This is a genomic window from Thioclava sp. NG1 (genome assembly GCF_003122275.1).
Classification (GTDB): Bacteria; Pseudomonadota; Alphaproteobacteria; order Rhodobacterales; family Rhodobacteraceae; genus Thioclava; species Thioclava nitratireducens.
In genome coordinates this window covers 177849-194614 of the sequence record NZ_QFBB01000004.1, presented here as the reverse complement: position 1 = coordinate 194614, position 16766 = coordinate 177849, and the positions used below count along the sequence as shown (strand labels likewise).

Sequence of the window (16766 nt, the reverse complement as noted above, 5' to 3'; positions counted from 1 at the left end):
TGGGTCGGTGATAGCGGCTGCGGCCCCGTTGAGGCAACGGCTTTACTTTTCGCGGCGCGGGCAGGACAAGAGGCGGCTGTCTTCTGACCGGGGTGCAAATGTTTGAACTTCCTCTCGATCTGGTGGTGATGCTGATCGGCGCGGCTTTCGCGGCGGGGGTGGTCGATTCCATCGCGGGCGGGGGCGGGCTGATCACGGTGCCGGCGCTTTTGCTGGCGGGCGTGCCGCCGGTTCAGTCGCTCGCGACGAACAAGATTCAGGGCACGTTCGGCGCGGCGACGGCGGCGATTTCCTACGCGGCTTCGGGCCATGTGGTGCTGCGAAAACAGTTACTGGCCGCCGTGATCGGGTTCCTCGGAGGGCTCGCGGGGGCGCTTCTCGTGTCGCGCATCCCGACCGACAAGATCGAGATCGCCCTGCCGTTCATCCTCGTCGCAATCGCCGCGTTTTTCGCTTTGCGGCCGGGTTTGGACGACACGGATCGGGTGCAGCGTATTCGGCCCGGCCTGTTCACCGCCGCCTTCGTGCCGGTGATCGGCTTTTACGACGGTCTGATCGGGCCGGGGACGGGCTCGTTCTTCATGATCGGTTTCGTGACGCTGGCGGGTTACGGCGTGCTCAAGGCGACCGCACATACGAAACTGCTGAACTTCTCGTCGAATATCGGGGGGCTGACGGGGTTCCTGCTGGTCGGCTCGCCGCTCTGGGTGCTAGGCATCGCGATGGGGCTGGCGCAGATCGCCGGGGCGCGGCTGGGCTCGCGGCTTGCGATGCGGGTGGGCGCGCGGCTGATCAAGCCGCTGCTGGTGACGACCTCGACGCTGCTGGCCGCGAAGCTGCTTTGGGACCTGGTGTAGACCCTATCCCGGCACCTGCGACAGGATCCTGCGCAGCCGCGCGAAACTGCCCGCGATGCCGTCGGGGGCGGGTTCGGCAATGAAGGCGTCCAGTTCGGGCCAGACCTTGATCGCCGCGTCGATGCGTGGGTCCGAGCCTTCCGCATATAGCCCCGCCTGAATCATCATCTCGGCCCGGTCATAGGCGCCGAGCAGGCTGCGCGCCTTGCCGATCAACCGGTTTTCCTCGGGATCCGCCGCGTCGGGCAGCGAGCGCGAGACCGAACGCAGCAAATTGATCGCCGGGAAGCGCCCACGCTCCGCAATCTCGCGCTCCAGCACGACATGCCCGTCGAGCACGCCGCGCAGGATATCGGCGATCGGCTCGTCCATATCGGAACCGGCCACGAGGACCGAGAAGATACCGGTGATGTCGCCCTGACCTTCGGCGCCGGGGCCCGCGCGCTCGCCCAAGGCCATGATCTGATAGGAGGTCGAGGGCGGATAGCCGCGCAGCGAGGCGGGCTCGCCCCCGGCCAAAGCGACCTCACGATGGGCTTCGGCAAAGCGCGTGATCGAGTCGGCGAGGAACAGCACGTGCTGGCCCGCATCGCGGAAATGCTCGGCCACGGCCATCGCGGCCCAGGCGCAGCGACGGCGCACCAGCGGTGATTGATCCGAGGTTGCGGCGACGATCACCGCGCGGGCCATCCCCTCCGGGCCAAGGGTCTTTTCTACGAATTCCCGCAATTCCCGGCCGCGTTCGCCGATCAGCGCGATGACGACGATATCGGCAGACACCCCGCGCGCGAAACTCGCCAATAGCGAGGATTTTCCGACGCCCGATCCCGCGAAGAGGCCGACCCTTTGGCCTTGGACCAATGGCAGCATCGTGTCGAAAGCGGCGAGTGACGTCTCCAACCGGCCGCCCAACCGCTTGCGCTGGGCGGCAGGCGGAGGGCTTGCGCGCAATTCGCGCTCGCGCGCGCCGTGGATCAGCGGTTGCCCGTCGAGCGGCTTTCCGAACGGGTCGATGATGCGCCCGACCCAGCTGTCATGCGGAGCGATCCCGCCCTGACCGAGCAGCTCCACCTCGTCGTCGATCGCCACGCCATCGGCGGCTCCGTCTGGCAGCACGGTGACCGCCCCGCGCGTCAGCGACAGAACTTCCGCGCCGATCTCGCGCCCGCTTTGGCAGCGAATCGTCGCGCGGTCGCCTAGGGCCGCCGAACGGTCGAGACCGCTGACCTCGATCATCCCGCGCCGCACCTCGCGCACGCGCCCGACGGCGTGGGCGCTGGCGATAGCGCGCATTTCGGCGTGCAACAGGTCGAATCCCGCAAATGCCATTCTGGCCTCCGATGTTCTCGAAAGGTTTTCTAAACGATTCGCTCTTAAAGCTTGGTTGATAGCTCGGAGGAGAAGCCCCGATGTTCGAGAAGATTGAGATCATGAAAATGACCAGTGCGATGGCCCGACACGCAGCAGCCCGCCAGAACGCGGTTGCGAAAAATATCGCCAATGCGGACACGCCCGGCTACGCGGCGCGGGATCTGCCGCCTTTCGAAGACCTCTATCGTAGCGAGGTCGGCGGCGACCTGCGCGCGACGCGGCCCGGCCATATCGGCGCCGCGTCGACGATCACGACCGGACCGGAACCGCTCGCCTCCCCCGGGGTGACCTCGCCCGATGGCAATGCCGTTTCGCTGGAAGAGGAGATGGTCCGCTCGGTCGAGGTGAAGCGCGAGCATGACCTGTCGCTCGCGATCTACCGCTCCTCACTCAACATCTTGCGCAGTTCGCTTGGGAGGGGATGAGGATGACCGATTTCACCCAATCCATGGCGCTCTCCGCCTCGGGCATGAAAGCGCAGGCGATGCGGCTTCGGCACAGTTCCGAAAATATCGCGAATGCCGACACCCCCGGCTATCGCCGCAAGATGGCGGCCTTCGAGGAGGTCGTCGAGGCGGGCGGACGAACCGGGGAGGTTGCGCTCGGCCCGGTCCGGCTCGACCGTACGGAACTCACACGTATTTACGATCCTGGCCATCCGATGGCCGACGAGAACGGCTACTACGACGGCTCGAATGTCGATCTGGTGGTCGAAATCGCTGACGCGCGCGAAGCGCAGCGCAGCTACGAGGCGAATTTGCGCATGTTCGATCAGGCCCGGCAAATGTCGGCCTCCCTGCTCGAACTGCTTCGCCGCTAAGGACCGAGGAGATCTAGAATGGATTTGAACACCTCCCTTGCAACGCAAAGCTACGCCCAGGCCCGGGCCGCTGTCCCGCCGAAAACGGGTGGTTCCGGGCCGGGCCCCTTTTTCGAACAGGCGGCGAGTTCTTTTGTCGATGCGGTAAAGGCAGGCGAAGACGTCGCCAAATCTGCAATGACGGGCAAGGCCGATCCGCACGCGCTGGTGCAGGCCCTCGCGCAGAGTGAACTCGCGATCGAGACCGCGGTGACCGTCCGCAACAAGGTCGTCGAGGCCTATCAGGAAATTCTCAGGATGCCGGTCTGATGCAGGATGCGATCTTCTTCGACACGCTTCGGCAGGGCCTATGGATCGCCGTGCTGATCGCGGCGCCGCTGCTGTCGGTCGCCCTCGTCGCCGGGGTGACGATCGGCCTCTTTCAAGCGTTGACTTCGGTGCAGGAAATGACGCTGACATTCGTGCCGAAAGTGGGCGCGATGCTCGTCGTGTTCTGGGTGTCGATGAGTTTCATGTCGGAAAAGCTGGTGGAGTTCTTCACCCGCACCCTCCTGCCGATCATCGCCGGGGGCTAAGATGGATAACGCGATCTATGCCACGCTGACGCGGCAATCCGGCCTGATGCGCGAAATGCGCACTGTCGCCAACAACATCGCGAATGTCTCGACGACGGGCTTCCGGCGCGAAGGGGTGATCTTCTCCGAATACCTTTCGGGGCTCGAGGGCAACGAGCCTTCGCTGTCGATGGCGCGCGCGCATGGCCGCATGATCGACCGGAGCCAGGGGGGGCTGACCCAGACGGGGGGGGCCTTTGACTTCGCGATCGAGGGCGAGGGGTTCTTCATGATCGAGACCCCGCAGGGCAATCAGCTGACGCGGGCGGGAAGCTTCATTCCTTCCGCCGCAGGCGAGTTGTTGACGCCCGACGGCTATCGCCTCCTCGATTCCGGCGGCACCCCGGTTGCGATCCCGTCCGGGGCGAGCTCGGTCGCGCTCGCGGCCGATGGCACGCTGTCCAACAATGGCCAGCCGATCGCGCAGGTCGGCGTCTATCTTCCCACAGATCCCAACGGATTGCGCCACGTCGGCGGCACGCGGTTCACCGCCGAGGCGGGCGCCGAACCCGTCGAGGGCGCGGTGCTGATGCAAGGTTTTCTCGAAGACAGCAACGTCGATCCGGTCACCGAGATCGCACGCATGATCGAGGTCCAGCGCGCCTACGAAATGGGACAGGCCTTTCTCGAACGCGAAGACGAACGAATTCGCAGCGTCATCCAGACGCTCGCCCGCTAACAGGAGACCATGACATGAGAGCGCTTCAGATCGCGGCCACCGGCATGAGCGCGCAACAGATGCGCGTCGAGGTGATTTCCAACAACCTCGCGAACATGTCGACCACCGGCTACAATGCGCGCCGCGCCGAATTCGCCGATCTCTTCTATCAGCAGGCGACCCGCCCTGGCACGATCAACGCGACCGACGGGACGACCATTCCCGCCGGCGTTCAGCTCGGCCTCGGGGTGCGCCCGACCGCGGTGACGGTCAATGTCGCGCAGGGCTCGCTCAGCGCCACGGGCGGCGATCTGGACGTCGCGATCGATGGCAATGGATATCTGGAGGTGATGCTGCCATCGGGCATCTCCGCCTATACGCGCGATGGTGGGCTGAAACGCAACGGCACAGGCCAGATCGTGACCTCCGACGGCTACCCGGTCGTGCCCGAGATGACGATCCCGAACGATGCTCGGGCGATCGCCATCAACGCTCAGGGCGAGGTCTATGCCTATTTCAGCAATCAGGTGGCGCCGCAACTATTGGGGCAGTTCACCCTCGCGAATTTCTCGAACCAGAAAGGGCTCGAGGCGATGGGCTCGAACCTGTTTCTCGAAACCGGGGCCTCGGGGCCACCCAACGTAAACACGCCCGGCGCGGACGAATTGGGCACGCTGCGGCAGGGCTATCTGGAGGAAAGCTCGGTCGATCCGGTGCGCGAGATCACGGAGTTGATCAAGGCGCAGCGCGGCTACGAGCTGAACGCGAAGGTGATTTCGGCCGCGGACCAGATGCTCGGCGCAACGACGCAGGTGCGCTGATGCTGTTTCGGGCGATCCTGATTGCGCTAGCCGGCCTTTTGGCAGGCCAAGCTTCGGCGGACACGCTCGTCGCGCTCCACACTTTGCGCGCGCGCACGATCGTCACGCGGGCGGATGTCGGGCTGCGGCCGGGCGAAGTGGTCGGGGCGTTGAGCGGGTCGGAGAAGGCCGTCGGCCTCGAGACGCGCACGGTGATCTATGCCGGGCGCCCGATCCGCGCGCGCGATCTCGGCCAACCCGCGATCGTCGAGCGTAACCAGATCATCCCGCTGCTGTTCCGCTTCGGATCGCTTGAGATCCGTACCGAAGGCCGCGCGCTCGACCGTGCCGGGATCGGAGAGACGATCCGCGTGATGAACGCGGCCTCCAAAACCGTGGTGTCCGCAACGCTTGGCGCGGATGGAACCGCCCATGTCGCGAGATGACGGGATCCGAAAGAGGAATTCGCGATGAAATCTCCTGCACTGTTGCTTCTTTCGATTGCGCTTGTCGCCTGCGGGCGGCTCGAACAGGTCGGTAAGGCCCCCGATTTCACGCCGGTCGAAGGCGGGAACGAGTTCTATGCCATGGCCTCCTCGCCGCTGCCCGCCACGACCGTGGCCCGCACGCCCGAGCAGGAAGCTTCGCTTTGGTCGGGCGCGCGCAACTCGCTTCTGGGCGATCAGCGCGCCGCCCAGCGCGGTGACATTCTCACGGTTGTGATAGAGATTAACGACAAGGCTGAAATCTCGAATTCCACAGGCCGCTCGCGTAACGGCTCCGAAACGATGGGGGTGCCTTCGATGCTGGGCATTCCGCAGCGCATCGACAAGCGGCTGCCTGCGGGAGCGAGCATGGCCAATGCCGTCGCGACCAATTCGAACTCCTCCTATTCCGGCGACGGGCAAGTGTCGCGCAACGAGAAGCTGACCCTTCGCGTGGCCGCCACGATCATCGAGACACTCCCGAACGGCGTGCTGCGCATTCAGGGGAGCCAGGAGGTGCGAGTGAATTTCGAAGTGCGAGAGTTGATCGTCACCGGCTTCGTGCGCCCCGAGGATGTGAGCCGCCAGAACGAAATCACCTATGACAAGATCGCGGGGGCGCGGATTTCTTATGGTGGGCGCGGGCAGATCACCGATGTGCAGCAGCCGCGTTACGGCCAGCAGATCGCCGATGTTCTTCTGCCGTTCTGAGGTGCCTTGATGCTTGGCAAACTTCTCCCGCTTCTCCTTGGTCTGATCGGCCTCGCCGGCGGTGGCGCGGCTGGCTATTTTCTGCGTCCTGCTCCGCCGCCCGCAGCCCCCCCGACGGCCCCCGCCGCTGCGGAGGCGGGGGCGGGCAAGTCTGCTGCCGCGACCGACGCGCATGGTGACCCGGTCGCCGTCGCTAATGGCGCCGGAGGCGAAGTCACCTCCGAATTCGTCAAGCTCAACAACCAGTTCATCGTGCCGCTGGTGACCGAGTCGCACATCTCCGGAATGGTTATCCTTTCGCTGAGCCTCGAGGTGACGGCGGGCGAAACCGAAGCCGTTTATCGGGCCGAGCCGAAACTGCGTGATGCGTTCCTTCAGGTGCTGTTCGATCACGCGAATACCGGCGGGTTTCAGGGTCTGTTCACCGATTCTGCGAACATGTCGCGCTTGCGCCGGGCCCTGACCGAGACGGCCCGCAACATTCTGGGCCCGAGTGTTCTTGCGGTTCTGGTTTCTGATATCGTGCGTCAGGACAGTTGAGCGCAGGCCGCCCAGCGGCGAACCGCGAAAAACCAGAGCCTCCGCGCCTCAGCGGGGCATTTCGCGTTTCGGGCGACCGAGTTTCGTGACGACGTCATGTCGGCCGACCGCGCGTGCAGTCGCGTCATGCTGCTTCGCGATCGCGGGATTCAGCTCGTCACGCGCAGCGCGAAGCCGCGTTTCTTCCAGCGAGAGATACCGGAGATAAGCGAGCGTGTTTTGCCCGAATGTCGGGTCCAGCGCGAGCGTCGCCCGGCTCGACCGCTCTTCTGCTTTCAGGCTCGCAATGCGCAAATCGAGCGCGCGGGCCTGGGCGTTCAGCCGTGCGAGCGCGGCGAGTTCCGCCTCGCTTTGCATGCGCGTCAACCGGGCGAGTTTCCTTAGACGCGCGACCTGCAGTTTGCTCATTTGCGCCATGCCGCGCCTCTGCCCGCCGCCTTGCGCATCTTCTCCGCGAAGCGGATCGCGGCCGCGACGGGTTTGTAATGCTCGGGACGGATTTCCTCTCCAATCTCGATTGCCGCGAAGAGCGCGCGCGCGGTCGGTGGATCCGAATGCAAGGGTACCGCGTTCTCCGCCGCGATTTCGCGTATCCGCGCCGCGATCGCATCGACCCCTTTCGACAGGCAGACCGGGGCGCGACCCGAGGCGCGGTTCCATTTCAGCGCGACCGCATAGTGGGTCGGGTTGACGATCACGACGTCGGCCTTGGCGGTGTCGGGAACCGATTGCCGCATCGCAAGCTCCATCCCCTTCTGGCGCCGCTGCGCCTTGAGATGGGGGTCGCCGTCGGATTGCTTCATCTCGTCGGTCAGTTCCTTGCGCGTCATCCGGTTGCGCCGCAGGAATTCCACTCGTTGCCAGAGATAGTCGACGACGCCTATCGCTGCGGCGAGCGCGGTTACGATCATCAGGAACTCGGCGATCATACGAAACAACACGCCCGCGATCTGCACCGGTTCGAGATGCTGCGTCAGAAAGATCAGCTCCGCGCGCGCCCTGAGGTAGAGAAAGAGAGTCGTCGCGATCACGGCGAGTTTCGTCACGCTCTTGGCGAATTCGAACAATCCGCTGCGGCCGAATTTCTGCGCAGCATTTTTCAGCGGATTGATCCGGTTGAGCTTCGGTTGGATCTTGTCAGGCGCGACAACGACCGCGCGTTGCGCCCAATAGGCGACCAGCGCGGCGACCATCGGCACCACGAAAAACGGGGCGAGCGGCAGCAGGAGTTCTCCGATCACGCGCCCGCCCATGGCCGTCCCGCCACCGAAGAACTGCGCGGCCATCTCATCGGCGCGATCGAGCATTGCCATCGCGCCGCTACCGAACCGCGTGAGGCTGAAGATGCCAAGGCCAAAGAGCGTCGCGAGAAAACTGCCGTAAACGGCAGCGACCGAAATATCGGAGGAGCGCACCAGATCGCCCTTGCGCCGCGCGGCCTCCAGCTTGTGCGGTGTCGGGTCGAATTCCTTTTCACCGCCTTCGTCCTCGCTCATCGCACCGCTCCGAACGGGTTGGCGAGGAAGGCCATGACCGCCTCGCGCCAGATCGCGATCGCGGTCGGAGCGCAAAGCGCGAGCAGGATCAGCCCGCCCCCTGTCAGGGCCGGAGCGCCGACGAAAGCCACCATGAGCTGCGGCATGGCACGGTTAATCGCGCCGAGCGCGACGTTGTAGATCAACCCGGTGACCGCGAAAGGGGCGGCAAGCGTGAAGGCCAGCGAAAACGCTTGCGCGATGCCCGAGACGCCCCAGCCGCGCAATGCCTCGGGATTGGGCCACTCGCCGACGGGCAGAACGTCGTAGGTGCCGATCATGAACTCGATGAGCCGGACATGAAACCCGAGGCTCATAAGCACCGCGATTCCGGCGATCATCAGCAGGTTTCCGATCGCGGGTTGCGGCTCGCCGCTCATACCGCCAAGCAGTTGCGCGAGCGAGCTCGACTGTGCCGCCATCGTGCCCGCAATCTGCAAGGCGAAGACGAAAGCGCGCAAGCCGAACCCAAGGAACAGGCCGATCGCGATTTCCGAGATCAGCCAGATCGGCGGGCTTGCCCCAAGATCGACAGTGGCGAGCCTGGGGACGAGAGCCGGGATCATCACGAGCGTTATCGCGAGTGCGACGCCGGTCTTGATCCGCGCCGGCAGGCTGGTTTCGCCAAATCCCGGGGCCATTGCGACGATCCCGCCGACCCGAAGCAAGATGACGAAACCTATCAGCAAGAAACTTTGCGTTTTCTGCAGAATCTCTGCGAGTTGATCTAGAAGCGGCGGGCTCATGCCGGAACCTGCCCGACCATCGCGGGCCGCGCCTCGAGGCCAATTTCCTCGTAGCTCAGAACCGGCGCGTTCAGACCTTTTGCGTTGATGACGGTGCGCAGAAACCGTCGCCTGCGTCCCGAAGAGACGAGCGCCGGGAACGTGCCCGCCTGTGCCGCGCCGGCAAGTTTTTCGGCGATATTCGCAGCGAGTTTGTTGAAGAGATCGGGCGGTAAAGCGACATCGCCGCTCGCGTCGCCACCGATCGTGTATTTGCCGAACCGCTCCTCCCAATCGGGCGCCAGTTGAATCAGGGGGATCGTGCCGTCGTCGCGCCGCAGATCGGCGACGAGCTGGAAACCGAGACGCTGGCGAACGTGCTCGCAAATCTGCTCCGGGGTTTGCAGGTGGCGGGCCTCCGAGATCGCCTCGACGATCAAAAGAAGGTTTCGGATCGAGACCCGTTCATCGAGCAGCAAGCGCAGGACCGCTAGAAGCAGGTCGATCGGAACCTTGTCGGGTATCAACTCGTCGAGGACGCGCCGATTTGCCTGCGCGCGCGTCGGATCGGAGAGGTTCGCGACCTCGTCTAGCAGCCGCCGCAACGCCCGTAACGTCATCAAACGCGAGAAATTCGCCTTGATTACCTCGAGAAGGTGCGTCGCGAGCACCTCCGTCGGCCCGACCACCGTCGAGCCTGCGAGCGCCGCATCCTCCTGCTGATGAGCGGGCACCCAAAGGGCTGGGGCGTGGAAGACGGGTTCGCGCACCTCTTCCCCGTCGGGCAGGAAATCGCGATTGTCCGCGATCAGTGCCAGCACATGCTCCGGCATCAACCGGTCGCGCGCCTGCTCCACCCCCTGAACGCGGATTCGGTAATGTCCAGGCGGCAAGGTCGCGTCGTCGGTCAACCGAATTTCCGGCAGGATCAGCCCGAAACTCGCCGCGACATGGTTACGCATGTTCGAAATCCGCGCGTCGAGACCTGTGGCGGGATCGAGCGCCATCTTCACCAGATCGGGGGCGAATTCGACATGGATGTCGTCGATGTCGAGCACGTCGCCCATGGACTTCTGTTTCGGCCCGGTTTCGGGCGTGGGCATCTTCATCGCCTCGCGCCGGGCGCGCGTCCGCTCTGCGCGCCGCAGCATGAAGGCAGCCCCGCCAAGGAGGACGGCTCCCGCGGTGAAGGGCACGAAAGGCAGCCCCGGCACGAGACCGAACAGCGCCATCAGGACCGCCACGGTGGTCAGCGCGGCCGGATATTTACCAAGCTGGCGAAACAATTCCAGATCGGTGGAGCCTTTCGCGCCGCCACGCGAAAGCAGGATCGCCGCTGCGATCGAGATGATGACCGCGGGTATCTGGCTGACGAGGCCGTCGCCGACCGTGAGGATCGCATAGGTTTCGAGCGCGCGATCGAGCGGCATTCCATGCACCACCGTGCCGATGGTCAGACCGACGACGAGGTTGAGCAACGTGATCAACAACCCTGCGACCGCGTCTCCTTTCACGAATTTGGACGCGCCATCGAGCGAGCCGAAAAAAGTGGTTTCCGCCTGTTCGCGTTCCCGCCGCTCCCGCGCTTCGGCGTGGTCGATCGCGCCCGCATTCATGTCGCTATCGATCGCAAGCTGCTTGCCCGGCATGGCGTCGAGCGCGAAACGCGCGCCGACTTCTGCCATGCGCCCGGCGCCTTTCGTGATCACGATAAAATTCACGATCAGGATCACGCAGAACACGACGAGCCCGATCAGGACCGAGCCGCTCATGATGAAATTCGCGAACCCCTCGATCACGCCACCTGCCGCGCCGGTGCCTGTATGGCCGTTGCCGATGATGAGTTTCGTCGAGGTAACGTTAAGCGAGAGCCGCAACATCAGCGTTGCGAGGAGAATCGTCGGGAAGGCGGAAAAATCGAGCGGTCGTTCGATGAACAAGGTGACAGTGAAGATCAGGATCGCGAGGGCGAAGGAGGTCGCCAGGCCGATGTCGAGAATCCAGGAGGGCACCGGCAGGATCATCATCGCGATGACCGCCATCAGTGCGAGCGCCAGCATGATGGTGGGTTGAAACGCACGGTGCACGAGCGGCGACGCCATCACATTCCTCGCGCTTTTTGCGCGGCTCGGATGAAGAGCGAGGCTCCCGGAGCACCGCCCACGCCTGGAGGCTCTGTTCCTTCCGAGCGAAGCAGGAGGGGATATTGGTTATCCCTGCTTTGCGCCGACGGTTCGGTTCGTGCCAATACGATCTCCGGAATCTCAGGCGCCCCGGCGGTTGCCCGCGTGGCGGAGGTATTCACCACCTTTTCAGGTTCGACCTTGCCTGCGAGTTTGGCATGAAGACGCGCGAAGCGTTCAGAATAGCGCCTCGCATATTTCGGCGTGCGCGAATGATAGACCCCGGCAGCCTTCGTCCAGTCCCCAGTTTCGGCATAGAGAGATTTCAGAAACCGAGCCGCATATCGTGCATTTGTCAGCGGGTCGAACATGTCTTCGATCGAAGAAAAATGCTGCCCATGCCATTTGAAGTTGATCTGGAAACAGCCGACATCGAAACTTCGCGCGCCGCGTTTGAATTCCTTGAATACATAAGCCAGCGCCAAATCTCGGGAGTCGAACCAGTGTCCCGCGCCCTCCATGTTCACGGTCCAGGGCCAGGGCTGGAAGCCACCTGCTCCCTTGCGACCCGTCTCATTCAACGAAATCGCCATGAGCACCGCGTAAGGCACATCGCTTTCGCGCGACGCTTGTTTCGCGGCGGCCTCGCATAGCTGGGGCTGTCCCGCCGCGGATAGCGGGGTGAGGGTAAGACATAAGATATAAAGTGCCCGCCGAAACCAAGGCATGGGATTTTCCCTTTGCAGTGCAATTCTTGCGACCCCAAACCTAGCGGGCAAAGCTTTAGAATCCGTTTTCGAAGATTTTGCCCGTCACTGCTGATCAGGGGGCAAAGCAAGGCGATCGAGCATTTTCGACAGCGTTTCGCGTTCTGCCTGGCTTTGCTCCAACAGGCTGCGGGCCCGCGTGAGCGGCCCGCCTTTCACCTCCTTCGTTTGTGAGGACGTCGCCCCGAAAGTTTCCAGAAAACGCTGTTCTACCGCATCTGGAGGGGCGTCCAGGCTTGACCAATCGCCCTTGTGCCAGGATTGCGCGCGGGCCCCTTCCGGATTGCCCGCGCGAAGGTAGGCGGCGCGCGCCTCGTCGTGGCGACCGAGTCGAGACAAGGCAGCGGCTCTGATCTGCTCGATCTGTTTACCCTCCAAATCCTTCAGATGCGCGACGGCGGCAGCTGGATCCAGTTCGAGGAGCGCGGCTCGCGCGAGCAGAGTTTTGTCCTGCACCGACAACGGATCGGCCTGTCCGAGAAGGCGCACGGCAACGGCAGGCATTCCCAGAGATATTGCACGTCCGGCCAGTTCTTGTCGCAGCCCGGAGGTCTGCGCGGCTTTCTCGGCTAGGGGCAATTGGTCATAGAGAGTTCGAAGGAAATCCCCGTCATCGGCTTGCCCAACCAACCGCGAGAATATCGCTTCGAGCGTGCCCTTCGAATCCGCGATCTCGGTCGCATCTGAGTAAATCTCGAAGGCTTTGCCGAATTCGGAATTCGCGGCGTGGCCAATCGCGGCGATACGACGCAATTCCGGAGCCTCCGGCGCGTCGGCGAGTTCGAAAGCCAAGGCCTCTGCATTCGCGAGAGCTGCCGGGTCGACCGCTCCACCCGCGTCGATCTGGCTGTTTAGCCACAAGATCAACGCGCGCAGCCCTTGCGCCGAGTTCGTCTTCGAAAGCGCTTCAAGGCGCCCCGAAGCTTGCGGATCGCCTTCCACCACTTGGATTTCGGCTTCCATCGTGTCGAGCGCACGTCGATCCCCGGTCGTGATCCGGCTGACAGCCGGCTCGAGCGATCGTGCCACATCCGCCGCTCCGATCTGCGTGAGGCGGGCCACAAGGTTTGGCGCCAGAGACCGTCGCAAATCGGCTGGAAGCGCCTCGAAATGTCGGCGAAGCGCCGCGAAGGCAACATCGCGTTTTTCGGGAAGCGGGTCAGCTGCGAGGAAGGCCCAAAGCGCGACCGCGCCATTGCAATCGGTGAGCTGAGCAAGCGGCGAGGTGGCGGCGGCAGGATCGGCGTCGAGCACCGCTCCCACGAAGAGCAGCGCATTCTTGCTCGGTCCATCCTTGCCCATATCGCGCAACAGCGCGCGGGCCTCCGTCCCGAAGCCGAAGGCGATGTAAAGCCGCGCCAATGCTGTCACCTTACGTGGATTGGGTGCGTCGAATTCGCCCAAGAGGCCTTTTCGCGCATCGCTGATCTGAGCGAAGGCCGGACGCTCGTCGACCCAGTTCGCGAGCTCGAAATATCGGTCGGGCGGGCACCCGGATACCTCGGAAGGCGCCTGAAGGCCTGTGGCAAGTTGGTCACGGTCGATCGCTGTAACCGAGTCGATCGCAAGATGCGGTGGAGGTCTCGGGCCCTGAGGCGCCTGCGGAATTTCAGCCGTTTCGGCGGCCCTGTCGCCTGTGGGTGGTGGAGCGTGTCGCCCTTGCGCGGGCTTTTCCACGGTCGGCGTCATCTGTGGCGTGACGAGCCCCTGCGATGCCGCGCGCGACATCTGGCGTAGAAGGCGCTCTTCAATGCCATCGAGCCGTGGATCGGGTTTCGGGGGGAGGGGCGGTTTGGGCGCGCCATCAGAGATATTCACCGGCGCGTTGGCAGGCTCCTCTTGTGCAGTCGTAGCTCGCCAGAACAGGTCGAGGTAGTCGTCTCCGATCCTCACGGGTTGAACGGTTTTCGGGCGGGGCCGAGAGGCTGGTGGGGGCTTCGTTGACGTGGTCTGCGATCGATGTTCACCCGTCGCAATTACCGGGGGGACGTTTTGACCTGGAGAAGGATCCTTGAGGTCGATGACAAACGCGCCGCTCTCGAGCGAGAAGGTTTCAGGCGCGACCCCGGGCGCGAGTTTCAGAAACAACCCGCCATCGGCTTGTGCCGCGAGCGCCTGCAATCTGTCACGGGGTATCAACTCGAAAATGTTCTGGGTCGCGAATTGCGGCTCGGGGGCGTCAGTATCTATCCGTATCCCCCCATCGACAGGCGTAATTGCCCGGCTCGCCGATGCCGGTAGATAGACGACAAGGCGGGAAAAGCCGTCATGCTCCCCCGATTTGACCGGAATCACCGTTGCATGTGCCGGCGCGAGGGGCAGCAGAAATAGAAGTGCGAACCAGAGCCTCATGCCGCCTCCGACTTCACCGACTTCAAGGCCTCCTCAAGGTCGGAGAAGCTGGGGCGAATATGGTGGGGCGTGTTCTGGCGACCGACCTCGATGCAGATATTGGTCGCGTGGTTGTGCAGGTTGGCGATCAACACCTCGCGGATAAGCTTGTAGAAGTGGCTGTCTTCGTCGGTCACCCCTTTCATCCGGCTCGCGAAAGGGGCGATGAATCCGTAGGCGATGAACACGCCGAGAAAGGTTCCGACAAGCGCGCCCCCGATCATCTTGCCGAGAATTTCCGGAGGCTGATCGATCGAGCCCATCGTCTTGATCACGCCGAGCACTGCCGCGACGATCCCGAGGGCGGGCATCGCGTCGGCCACCGACTGCATAGCGTGGCTCGAATGCATGGCATGGTGGTAATTTGCCTCGAGTTGCTTGTCGAGCACCTCTTCCACCTGCATGGGATCGTCGTAGTTCATCGAAGCCGATCGCATCGTGTCACATATGATGTCGACCGCCTCGTGATCGTGGAGGATTTTCGGATATTTTCCGAAGATCGAGGATTTTTCCGGATCTTCGATATGTTCTTCGATTGCGACGGGGTTCTGTCGGGCGAGCCGGATCAATTCGAACAGAAGACACAGAAGATCGCGATAGTCGTCGGGTTTCCATTTGGGGCCTTTGAAGACCTTCCCGACATCCTTCAGCGTATGCTTGATCGAGGCCAGGTCGTTCGAGAGTACAAAGGCGCCCACGGCTGCGCCGCCGATCATGATCATCTCGAAAGGCAGGGATTTGAGGATAATCCCCATCTTGCCGCCCGCCGCGACATAGCCGCCGAACACCATGACGAAGATGATCACGATCCCGATGACGCCGATCATGGAAAGCCCCTTCCGTTTCTCTCGGGCGACTTTGGATGATTCGGTTTAAGAAAGGCCCAAGAGCCTCAAACATCGCTCAGTTGCGCGGTGCGCCCGCGTTGCGGCCTGCCATCAGCACGCTGATCGCGTAGGCCGTTTTGGGTTCGAGACTCTCCATGACCGCAGCGGCGGCGGCGGGGCGCATGCGCGCGAGGAAACCGGCGGCGAAATTCGGGTCCATTTCGGCGAAAAGCGGCGCGGCCTGTTTCGGCTTCATGTTCTCGTACAGCGCAACGAGCTTTCCGACATCCTTGTCGGCACCCTCTTCCGCCACGGCGACGGTCTTGGACAGCGCCTCTTCCGCCGCGACGAGATCGTTCAGTCGCTTTTCCAAGCGGGTTTCGGCAAGGGCGAGCGCATTGCGGCGGTCAGTAAGCAGTCCTTCCTGTTCGACCAGTTTCGCTTCCCGCGCCTTGAGATCGGCGAGCATCGCCGTGAACCCGGCGTCGTCGATACAACCGTCCTGCGGTTTTGTCGCCTGTGTCTCGTGCGCTGGTTCCGCGGTATCGCGCGCCCAAGCTCCGCTCTGTGCAAGCTGCATGCCGCCGGAGAGGACAAAAAGCGCAGCGATGATCCAGAGGGCACCGCGGCCCGGGCGGGGCCTGCGCCTACCGGGTTTGCGTTCGGCTGCGCGGTTCATTGCGCGGCCTCGATATCCGTTTCGCGTTGCCGCCGGCGCAGCACGCGGCGGCGTGGTTCACCGTCTTCGGGAAGATCATGCAGGGAGGCCAGAAGCAGCTCGAGCTTCTCCGCCCCCGCCTCCGCGCGTTCGGTCAGCGCGCGCAATTGTCGCTCGGATGTGCCCGCGGTGGCCTGCGCCCGTTCAAGCGCGCGAGTCATGTCGTCGACCTGCGCGGACAGCACGGCGATGGCCCCGCCCATCCCGGTTTCGAGTTGGTTGAAACGCTTGAGCCTGCGCGCGAGCACGAAGCAATAGGTCGCCGCCGCCAAGGCTGCGAGCCCGGATGTGATTTCGGCAAGGAATTGCATCAGCCTCTCCCTCAGTTCAGCACGAATTCGATGACGAGAAGGTCGCGCACGCGCCCGTCTCCGGTGACCAGTTGAATCCGTCGCAACATCTGCGCGCGCAGGCGCATCATCGCGCTCGGGTCTTCCAGAAGGCTGACGTCGACGGCGCGCAAATACCCATTCAGCACGTCCATCACGCGCGGCTTCAACAGCTCTACGTCATGTTCATAGGCGCTCGGCACTTCGAGTTGCGCCGCGAAGCGCAGATGGCGCGCGGAGGCGCCGCTCAGCGTAATTGCGAGCGGGTCGAGTGCGACATAGGCGATGTCGGGAAGTGCCTCCGGTGTATGCGCCTCCGGCGCAGCGGCGGCATGCGTGGCCTCTGGAGGCGCGAGAACCAGCCCCGAATAGACCGCGTAGAACCCACCGCTCCCCAGCATAAGCATGAGGACGAGGCCGATCAGGAGCATCAGCTTGGTCTTCTTCTTCGGCGGCTCGTCCGCCTCGGCAGTTGCTTCCGTCATGGGGGCCTCG

Annotated in this window: 22 protein-coding genes; 11 read left to right on the top strand and 11 right to left on the bottom strand. The window is 63.5% G+C overall.

Annotation, left to right across the window (positions count from 1 at the left end; translation table 11 throughout):
* Positions 1-98: 98 nt before the first annotated feature.
* The gene (locus DEM26_RS09215) at positions 99-857 is read left to right on the top strand and encodes a TSUP family transporter (protein ID WP_109172250.1); all 759 of its coding nucleotides are present in this window, start codon (positions 99-101) and stop codon (positions 855-857) included.
* A gap of 3 nt (positions 858-860) precedes the next feature.
* Here DEM26_RS09215 and DEM26_RS09210 read toward each other — a convergent pair whose 3' ends face one another.
* Complete coding sequence (locus DEM26_RS09210; RefSeq protein ID WP_109172249.1) at positions 861-2186, bottom strand: FliI/YscN family ATPase; 1326 nt, start codon at positions 2184-2186, stop codon at positions 861-863.
* Positions 2187-2266: 80 nt separating this feature from the next.
* Here DEM26_RS09210 and DEM26_RS09205 point away from each other — a divergent pair, with 80 nt between their 5' ends.
* The 9 genes from DEM26_RS09205 to DEM26_RS09165 are packed head-to-tail and all read left to right on the top strand — an operon-like array spanning position 2267 to position 6856.
* Positions 2267-2653, top strand: a complete 387-nt coding sequence (locus tag DEM26_RS09205) for a FlgB family protein (RefSeq protein WP_109172248.1) — start codon at positions 2267-2269, stop codon at positions 2651-2653.
* A 2-nt stretch (positions 2654-2655) separates the two neighbouring features.
* Positions 2656-3048, top strand: a complete 393-nt coding sequence (gene flgC / locus DEM26_RS09200; protein WP_088727600.1) for a flagellar basal body rod protein FlgC — start codon at positions 2656-2658, stop codon at positions 3046-3048.
* Positions 3049-3066: 18 nt separating this feature from the next.
* Entirely contained in the window at positions 3067-3357 is a 291-nt protein-coding gene (fliE, locus tag DEM26_RS09195) for a flagellar hook-basal body complex protein FliE (RefSeq protein WP_109172247.1), read from the top strand.
* The gene (locus tag DEM26_RS09190) at positions 3357-3623 is read left to right on the top strand and encodes a flagellar biosynthetic protein FliQ (protein WP_088719873.1); all 267 of its coding nucleotides are present in this window, start codon (positions 3357-3359) and stop codon (positions 3621-3623) included. The genes fliE and DEM26_RS09190 overlap by 1 nt, the downstream gene beginning before the upstream one ends.
* Position 3624: 1 nt before the next feature.
* Entirely contained in the window at positions 3625-4341 is a 717-nt protein-coding gene (locus tag DEM26_RS09185) for a flagellar hook-basal body complex protein (protein ID WP_088719872.1), read from the top strand.
* Between the two features lie 14 nt (positions 4342-4355).
* Entirely contained in the window at positions 4356-5141 is a 786-nt protein-coding gene (gene flgG / locus DEM26_RS09180; RefSeq protein ID WP_088719871.1) for a flagellar basal-body rod protein FlgG, read from the top strand.
* The gene (gene flgA / locus DEM26_RS09175) at positions 5141-5566 is read left to right on the top strand and encodes a flagellar basal body P-ring formation chaperone FlgA (protein ID WP_109172246.1); all 426 of its coding nucleotides are present in this window, start codon (positions 5141-5143) and stop codon (positions 5564-5566) included. Before flgG ends, flgA begins: the two co-directional genes overlap by 1 nt.
* Positions 5567-5590: 24 nt before the next feature.
* Positions 5591-6316: a flagellar basal body L-ring protein FlgH gene (gene flgH / locus DEM26_RS09170; protein ID WP_109172245.1), complete on the top strand. Its 726-nt coding sequence runs from the start codon at positions 5591-5593 to the stop codon at positions 6314-6316.
* Positions 6317-6325: 9 nt separating this feature from the next.
* The gene (locus tag DEM26_RS09165; protein WP_109172244.1) at positions 6326-6856 is read left to right on the top strand and encodes a flagellar basal body-associated FliL family protein; all 531 of its coding nucleotides are present in this window, start codon (positions 6326-6328) and stop codon (positions 6854-6856) included.
* Positions 6857-6904: 48 nt separating this feature from the next.
* On the opposite strand, the gene DEM26_RS09160 is transcribed toward DEM26_RS09165, so the two are convergent.
* The 6 genes from DEM26_RS09160 to DEM26_RS09135 form a co-directional block, all read right to left on the bottom strand.
* Complete coding sequence (locus tag DEM26_RS09160) at positions 6905-7273, bottom strand: hypothetical protein (RefSeq protein ID WP_109172243.1); 369 nt, start codon at positions 7271-7273, stop codon at positions 6905-6907.
* Positions 7261-8352, bottom strand: coding sequence for an EscU/YscU/HrcU family type III secretion system export apparatus switch protein (locus tag DEM26_RS09155; RefSeq protein ID WP_109172242.1), 1092 nt, complete (start codon positions 8350-8352; stop codon positions 7261-7263). Before DEM26_RS09155 ends, DEM26_RS09160 begins: the two co-directional genes overlap by 13 nt.
* Positions 8349-9137, bottom strand: a complete 789-nt coding sequence (locus tag DEM26_RS09150; protein WP_088735442.1) for a flagellar biosynthetic protein FliR — start codon at positions 9135-9137, stop codon at positions 8349-8351. Before DEM26_RS09150 ends, DEM26_RS09155 begins: the two co-directional genes overlap by 4 nt.
* Entirely contained in the window at positions 9134-11218 is a 2085-nt protein-coding gene (flhA, locus tag DEM26_RS09145; protein WP_109172241.1) for a flagellar biosynthesis protein FlhA, read from the bottom strand. The genes DEM26_RS09150 and flhA overlap by 4 nt, the downstream gene beginning before the upstream one ends.
* On the bottom strand, positions 11218-11967 hold the full coding sequence (locus DEM26_RS09140) for a transglycosylase SLT domain-containing protein (RefSeq protein ID WP_109172240.1): 750 nt from the start codon (positions 11965-11967) through the stop codon (positions 11218-11220). Before DEM26_RS09140 ends, flhA begins: the two co-directional genes overlap by 1 nt.
* Before the next feature lie 84 nt (positions 11968-12051).
* Positions 12052-12969 (bottom strand): hypothetical protein, encoded by a 918-nt coding sequence (locus tag DEM26_RS09135; protein WP_146194453.1) that lies wholly within the window; start codon positions 12967-12969, stop codon positions 12052-12054.
* Between DEM26_RS09135 and DEM26_RS20195 the strand changes: the two genes are divergently transcribed.
* Positions 12931-13743, top strand: a complete 813-nt coding sequence (locus DEM26_RS20195; protein WP_146194452.1) for a hypothetical protein — start codon at positions 12931-12933, stop codon at positions 13741-13743. The two genes, DEM26_RS09135 and DEM26_RS20195, sit on opposite strands and share 39 nt — an antisense overlap.
* Before the next feature lie 611 nt (positions 13744-14354).
* On the opposite strand, the gene motA is transcribed toward DEM26_RS20195, so the two are convergent.
* The 4 genes from motA to DEM26_RS09115 form a co-directional block, all read right to left on the bottom strand.
* Positions 14355-15224 carry a flagellar motor stator protein MotA gene (motA, locus tag DEM26_RS09130; protein WP_075775267.1) on the bottom strand — a complete coding sequence of 290 codons (870 nt, stop codon included), beginning with the start codon at positions 15222-15224 and terminating at the stop codon, positions 14355-14357.
* 76 nt (positions 15225-15300) lie between these two features.
* Positions 15301-15804 carry a MotE family protein gene (locus DEM26_RS09125; protein ID WP_146194451.1) on the bottom strand — a complete coding sequence of 168 codons (504 nt, stop codon included), beginning with the start codon at positions 15802-15804 and terminating at the stop codon, positions 15301-15303.
* A 95-nt stretch (positions 15805-15899) separates the two neighbouring features.
* Positions 15900-16253 (bottom strand): hypothetical protein, encoded by a 354-nt coding sequence (locus tag DEM26_RS09120; protein WP_075775269.1) that lies wholly within the window; start codon positions 16251-16253, stop codon positions 15900-15902.
* A gap of 11 nt (positions 16254-16264) precedes the next feature.
* Positions 16265-16756, bottom strand: a complete 492-nt coding sequence (locus DEM26_RS09115) for a flagellar basal body-associated FliL family protein (RefSeq protein ID WP_075775270.1) — start codon at positions 16754-16756, stop codon at positions 16265-16267.
* Between the last annotated feature and the right edge of the window lie 10 nt (positions 16757-16766).